The organism is Nocardioides sp. (genome assembly GCF_036274455.1).
Taxonomy (GTDB): Bacteria; Actinomycetota; Actinomycetes; order Propionibacteriales; family Nocardioidaceae; genus Nocardioides.
Genome location: NZ_DASUFR010000092.1, coordinates 1 through 5,376, shown reverse-complemented (window position 1 = coordinate 5,376; position 5,376 = coordinate 1). Strand labels below are relative to the sequence as shown.

The 5,376-nt window shown below is 70.3% G+C and carries 3 protein-coding genes; 1 reads left to right on the top strand and 2 read right to left on the bottom strand.

From position 1 onward, the window contains the following. Window positions 1-2,759 (bottom strand): InlB B-repeat-containing protein (locus tag VFV89_RS09150; RefSeq protein ID WP_329705621.1); only part of this gene is annotated, 2,759 nt, incomplete at its 3' end. Window positions 2,760-2,956: 197 nt separating this feature from the next. Beyond that, window positions 2,957-5,062, bottom strand: a complete 2,106-nt coding sequence (locus VFV89_RS09145; protein ID WP_329705620.1) for an acyltransferase family protein — start codon at window positions 5,060-5,062, stop codon at window positions 2,957-2,959. A gap of 73 nt (window positions 5,063-5,135) precedes the next feature. Between VFV89_RS09145 and VFV89_RS09140 the strand changes: the two genes are divergently transcribed. Beyond that, window positions 5,136-5,376, top strand: a 241-nt coding sequence (locus VFV89_RS09140) for a hypothetical protein (RefSeq protein ID WP_329705619.1), incomplete at its 3' end; no start/stop codon positions are given.

The following is a 5,376-nucleotide window of genomic DNA, read 5'->3' as shown; positions in this document are numbered from 1 at the left end:
CCACCGGCGAACCAGCCCACGAAGTCGTGGCCGGTCCGGGTCGGAGCCGATGGCTGCGCGGCCAGCTCCTGATAGGCCACCGACTGGCTGGCGACCGAGCTGCCGCCGCTCGAGTCGAACGACACGGTGTAGACCTGTTTGGCCCAGTGCGCCGTCAGGGTCATCGCACCGGTGACAGGCGTGCCGAAGTCGTAGGTCTCACCACCGGCGAACCAGCCCACGAAGTCGTGGCCGGTCCGGGTCGGAGCGGTCGGCTCGGACGCAAGGTCCTGGTAGGCCACGGACTGGTCACCGACCGCCGAACCTCCGTCGGAGTCGAACGACACGGTGTAGACCTGCTTGGCCCAGTGCGCCGTCAGGGTCATCGCACCGGTGACAGGGGTGCCGAAGTCGTAGGCCTCATCGCCGGCGAACCAGCCCACGAAGTCATGGCCGGTCCGGGTCGGGTCGGCCGGAGCAACAGCCGCGTCGCCGTACGCCACCGCCTGGTCTGCGACCGCGCTGCCGCCGTCGGAGTCGAACGAGACCGTGTGGACCTGCGCCGCCCAGTGCGCCGTCAGGGTCAGCTCGCCGGTCACCGGCGTGCCGAAGTCGTAAGCGTCATCGCCGGCGAACCAGCCCACGAAGTCATGGCCGGTCCGGGTCGGAGCGGTCGGCTCGGACGCAAGGTCCTGGTAGGCCACCGACTGGCTGGCCACCGCCGAACCTCCGTCGGAGTCGAACGACACCGTGTAGACCTGCTTGGCCCAGTGCGCCGTCAGGGTCATCGCACCGGTGACAGGCGTGCCGAAGTCGTAGGCCTCACCACCGGCGAACCAGCCCACGAAGTCATAACCGGTCCGGGTCGGAGCCGACGGCTCCGCGGCCTCGTCGCCGTACGCCACCGCCTGGTCGGCCACCGGCGAACCGCCATCGGAGTCGAACGACACCGTGTGCACCTGCACCGCCCAGTGCGCCCTCAGCGACAGCTCGCCCGTCACCGGCGTGCCGAAGTCGTAGGCCTCACCGTCGGCGAACCAGCCCACGAAGTCATGGCCGGTCCGGGTCGGGTCGGACGGAGCAACAGCCGCGTCGCCGTACGCCACCGCCTGGTCGGCCACCGCCGAACCGCCATCGGAGTCGAACGACACCGTGTAGACCTGCGCCGCCCAATGCGCCGTCAGCGACAAAGCACCGGTCACCGGCGTGCCGAAGTCGTAGGCCTCACCATCGGCGAACCAGCCCACGAAGTCATGGCCGGCCCGGGTCGGGTCGGACGGAGCAACAGCCGCGTCGCCGAACGCCACCGGCTGGTCGGCCACCGCCGAACCGCCATCGGAGTCGAACGACACCGTGTAGACCTGCTTGCTCCAGTGCGCCGTCAGGGTCAGCTCGCCGGTCACCGCCGTGCCGAAGTCGTAGGCCTCACCATCGGCGAACCAGCCCACGAAGTCATGGCCGGCCCGGGTCGGTTCGGCCGGCGCGGTCGCCAGATCGCCGTCGCGGACGAGCTGCGACCCGACCGCCGAGCCGCCGTCGGAGTCGAAGGAGACCGTTCGACCGATCGTCCAGTGCGCGTACAGCGTCGTGGCCGACGAGATGGCGGTCGCGAAGCTCCATTCGCTGCCGCCGGAGGCAGCGGTGAACCAGCCGTCGAGGAAGTGGCCCGAGCGAGTGGGGTCGGCCGGCGCAGTGGCCGGCGAGCCGTCCACCACGTCCTGCGGCGCGACCGCCGAGCCGCCCTGGCTGTCGAAGTCGACCGTCCAGATCCTCGTCCAGTGCGCGTAGAGCGTCGTGGCGCCGACGATCGGCGTGGTGAACGACCACGGCGAGCCGCCTGTCGCCGCCGTCCACCAGCCGTCGAAGACGTATTCGGCGCGCGTCGGGGTGGCGGGCTGGACGGCGGGGTCGCCGTCGTTGACGGTCTGGGAGGCGACGGCCGATCCTCCGTTGCTGTCGAAGGCGACGGTGTAGGCCGTGGGCACGAACTGGATCAGCTTCACATCGGTGAAGTCGGCGCTCGTGACGTCACCGAGCATGAAGTCCTTGTTGATGGTCGCGAGGTTCGCCGCCGCTGAGGACCCGTAGTAGAGCTTGACCTTGGAGGTTGCCGTCACCGCCCCGCCCGAGACGGTGGTGAGAACCGAGAGCGGGACCTGGAAGTCGAGGAAGTACTGGCCGGTGCCGTCGCTCGCCGGGATCCAGCGCATCGCGGCCGACGAAGGCGACCCGCTGCTGAAGGGGAACTCGTAGACCGGTACGACGGTGCCACCGACCGAGTCGGCGACGTACACCATGTCGTTGTGGGCGTCCTTCCCGTTCACACCGACGACCGCCTTCACGGCTCCGGCGGCGTTGGCGATCTGGACGAGGAATGCGCCTTGGAAGAGCCCGCCCTTGCTGGCGTCGTTGTTGTCGACGGCCATCCGCATCCGGAAGAAGACGTCGGTCCCGTCCGATGTGTAGGCCACCGACGACTCCGGCCCGGCGCAGGGTGCCGGGGCGCAGGTCCCGCTGGCCAGGTCGAGCCCCGTGGGCGTCTGGTCACCGTTCAGGTCGCTGATCCGCGTGCCGTCCTGGTAGGTGTACTGCGTCCAGGCGGACGGCCAGGGGCCGGCGTCGGCTCCCGCGAGAATCACCGTCGCGGACGCGGGAGAGGCGAGCACGCCCAGACCGGTCAGCAGCAGCACCCCGGCGATGAGAGACGTGAGCAGGGCTCGCCACCGTCTCGATGACAGGTGGTGATTCGCCTGCGACGCGCGCTCCGACAGGTTGTTCATGTGGTCGTCCCCTTCAAGTGCCTGGCCCCCCAGCCGTGAAGGAGACGCTGATGGAGATCGACCGCGTGGAGCAGCGCTGTTACCGACGCGTGGATCGGCAGTGGCAGAGACGTCGGGCAGGCGTACTAGCCCGGTCCATGCCGATCCCCGAGGGTTTGCAGGTTTCTCGCCCGAACGAGCGAGGATCTGCTACGACTTCAGCCGCTCAGGCCGAGTGCCTTGCTCAGCTCGTCGGCCAGGGCGGCGGCGTAGACCGTGGTCAGGTGGCCGCGGTCGCGGTAGGGCAGGACGTTGCCGATCACCGTCGGGCAGGAGCCGTCCCAGCAGAGCCACCTGGTCGGGTCCACCACCTCGGTGCCGGTGGACCGGGCGGCGGCCTCGGAGATGTCGGCGTCCTCGACCGAGGCGGGCAGCGGCGTGAACAGGCAGTCGCCGAGGTCGTTGCCCTTCTTGGTCAGGCACTCGTCGGGCAGGTCCTCGGACTTCGGTACGTCGCGCAGCAGCACGGCGCGCTGGGAGCTGGCCGAGAGCCGGTCGAACAGGTCGACGTACCCGTCGTGGACCGCGGCCGGCACCCCCTCCTTGGGGATCCGATTGCCGTCCTGGTCGTAGAGGACCGGGTTCGGGCCGCTCGAAGAGACCACCACGAGGTCCGGGTGCAGCTCGGCGATCTGGTCGAGCGCCCACGAGCGGAAGTCGTCGCACTCCGGCCACAGCGGCGACCCGGGCACGAGCTCGCCCACCGACACCAGCGACGCACCACAGTTCGGCTTGACGAAGTAGTAGGTCTTGTATCCGAGCTCCTTGCCCATCTGGTCGAAGGCCGGGATCCACATCCGCCCGTGGCTGTTGCCGAAGACCACGATGCTCCGGTCCGCGTCCGGGTCACCGCGTGGGCACAGCTCGCGAGAACCGTTCTCGTAGTCGCAGGCGCCGACGTCCGGCTCGTCGTCGCGGACCATCAGGATGTCCGGGTCGAGCTTGCTCGGGATCGCCATGTGGTGGCGGGCCGCGATCACCGACGCCTGCACCAGCGCGACGGTCTTGTCCTTGTCGAGGTCGTAGCGGGACGGGTCCTTGACCCCGAAGTTGGTCAGCGAGATCGCCGGGTTGTCACCGAGCGCGCCGGAGGACCACTCGCTGTAGTAGCGACCGCCGAGCGAGGCGGCCAGCACCAGCACGACCGCGGTGGGGTAGAGCATCAGGGCGCGGCGGAGCGGGAACCGCTGCGGGGACCGGAACGGCTGCTCGACGTAGCGGTAGGTCATGCCGGACAGCACGAAGACGACCACCAGGCAGACCGCGGTCCGCCAGAAGCCGAGCCCGTGGCCGAGGTCGGGGTCCACCACTCGCGCGGCGATGATCAGCACCGGCCAGTGCCAGAGGTACAGCGAGTAGGACCAGTCCCCCACCGTGCGCATCGGGAGCACGCCGAGCGCGCGGACCGGCAGCGGCTGGACCGCCTGCCCGCCGGCCCCCGCGAGCAGCACCAGCGCCGACCCGACGACCGGCAGCGCGGCGGCGTAGCCGGGGAACGGCGTGGCCTCGGAGAAGGTGACACACGCGATCGCGATGCACACCAGCCCGGCCGTGCACACCAGCCCGCGCACCAGCCCGGACCAGCGGGGGGCGAGCCCGCCGGCCACCAGGGCCGTGAGCGCCCCGAGGCCGAGCTCCCAGACCCGGGCCGGGGTCGAGAAGTACGCCGCCAGCGGGTCCGACGACGTGGAGACCACCGACCAGGCGAACGACGCGCCGGTGACCAGCGCCAGCACGGCGAGCACCAGCCGCGGCGGCAGCGCCCGGCGCCTGGCGAGCAGGACCAGGCCGAGCAGCAGGGCCGGCCAGACCAGGTAGAACTGCTCCTCCACCGACAGCGACCAGTAGTGCTGCAGCGGAGACGGCGGCTGGTCCTGGGCGAAGTAGTCGGTGCCGACCGCGGCGAACCGGACGTTGGCGGCGAAGAACACCGCCCACACCGCGTCCTTGCACACCTCGAGCAGGTCGATGGCGCTCAGCCAGATCCCGGACGCGACGATCGTCGCGATCGTGACCAGGGTGGCGGCGGGAAGGATCCGGCGGGCCCGGCGTGCGTAGAAGCCGGGGATCGAGACCCGGCCCGACCTCTCGACCTCGCGGAACAGCAGCTGCGAGATCAGGAACCCGGAGATCACGAAGAAGACGTCGACGCCGACGAAGCCCCCGGCGAACGCACCGAAGCCCGCGTGAGCCACGATCACCAGCAGCACGGCGAGCGCACGAAGACCCTGGATGTCGGGTCGGAAATGGCGCTCCTTCTGCACCCCCTGAGGGTAAAGGGAGGGCAATCTCGGCGTTGAATCGTCGCCGCGGCGCGCCGCCGATACACTTCCCGTCATGTCCGGGCGGCACACCGAACACCGACGCCGCCGTGGTGGAAGCTCCTTCAGGACGACCCTTCCCCTGGTCACCGTCCTCCTCGTGTGCGTCACCACGGCCGTGGTGGTGACCGCCGGACTTCGAGCGCGCGGCGACGTCACCACCGACGCCCGGCTGGGCCTGACCGCCCAGCAGCCCCTGCTGGTGCCGGTCGCGAAGAAGCAGCGCGCGCTCCGCGGGCAGGCAGCGGTGGTCTCCC